The sequence below is a fragment of the Mesorhizobium silamurunense genome, assembly GCF_014843825.1.
GTDB classification, from domain to species: Bacteria; Pseudomonadota; Alphaproteobacteria; order Rhizobiales; family Rhizobiaceae; genus Mesorhizobium; species Mesorhizobium silamurunense.
The window spans coordinates 1-243 of the sequence record NZ_JHQR01000440.1 but is presented as its reverse complement, the minus strand read 5'-3'; the positions used below and the strand labels follow the sequence as shown (position 1 = coordinate 243).

The following is a 243-nucleotide window of genomic DNA, read 5'->3' as shown; positions in this document are numbered from 1 at the left end:
CCCTCGGCCAATTCGGTTCCCGGAGTTATCGTCACCGGGTATTGTCTCACGGATATTCGCCCGGGATCACACCATGACTGTCCAGTGCGAATATCAAATTCCCAGCCGTGCCAAGGGCAGCGAATGAACTCCCCCCGACGCGAGCACTTGACATGTCCGGGCTCATCTGCCGTTGCAATACCTGAGATAAAGCCCATCGACAGTTCCGCGCTCTGGTGAGGGCAACGGTTGAGGAGGGCGAAG

At 58.0% G+C, this 243-nt stretch carries 1 protein-coding gene; it reads right to left on the bottom strand.

Annotated elements, in window-relative coordinates; translation table 11 throughout:
- Positions 1 to 243: Rieske (2Fe-2S) protein (locus DH10_RS35880; RefSeq protein ID WP_192385955.1), on the bottom strand; the 243-nt coding region annotated here is incomplete at both ends.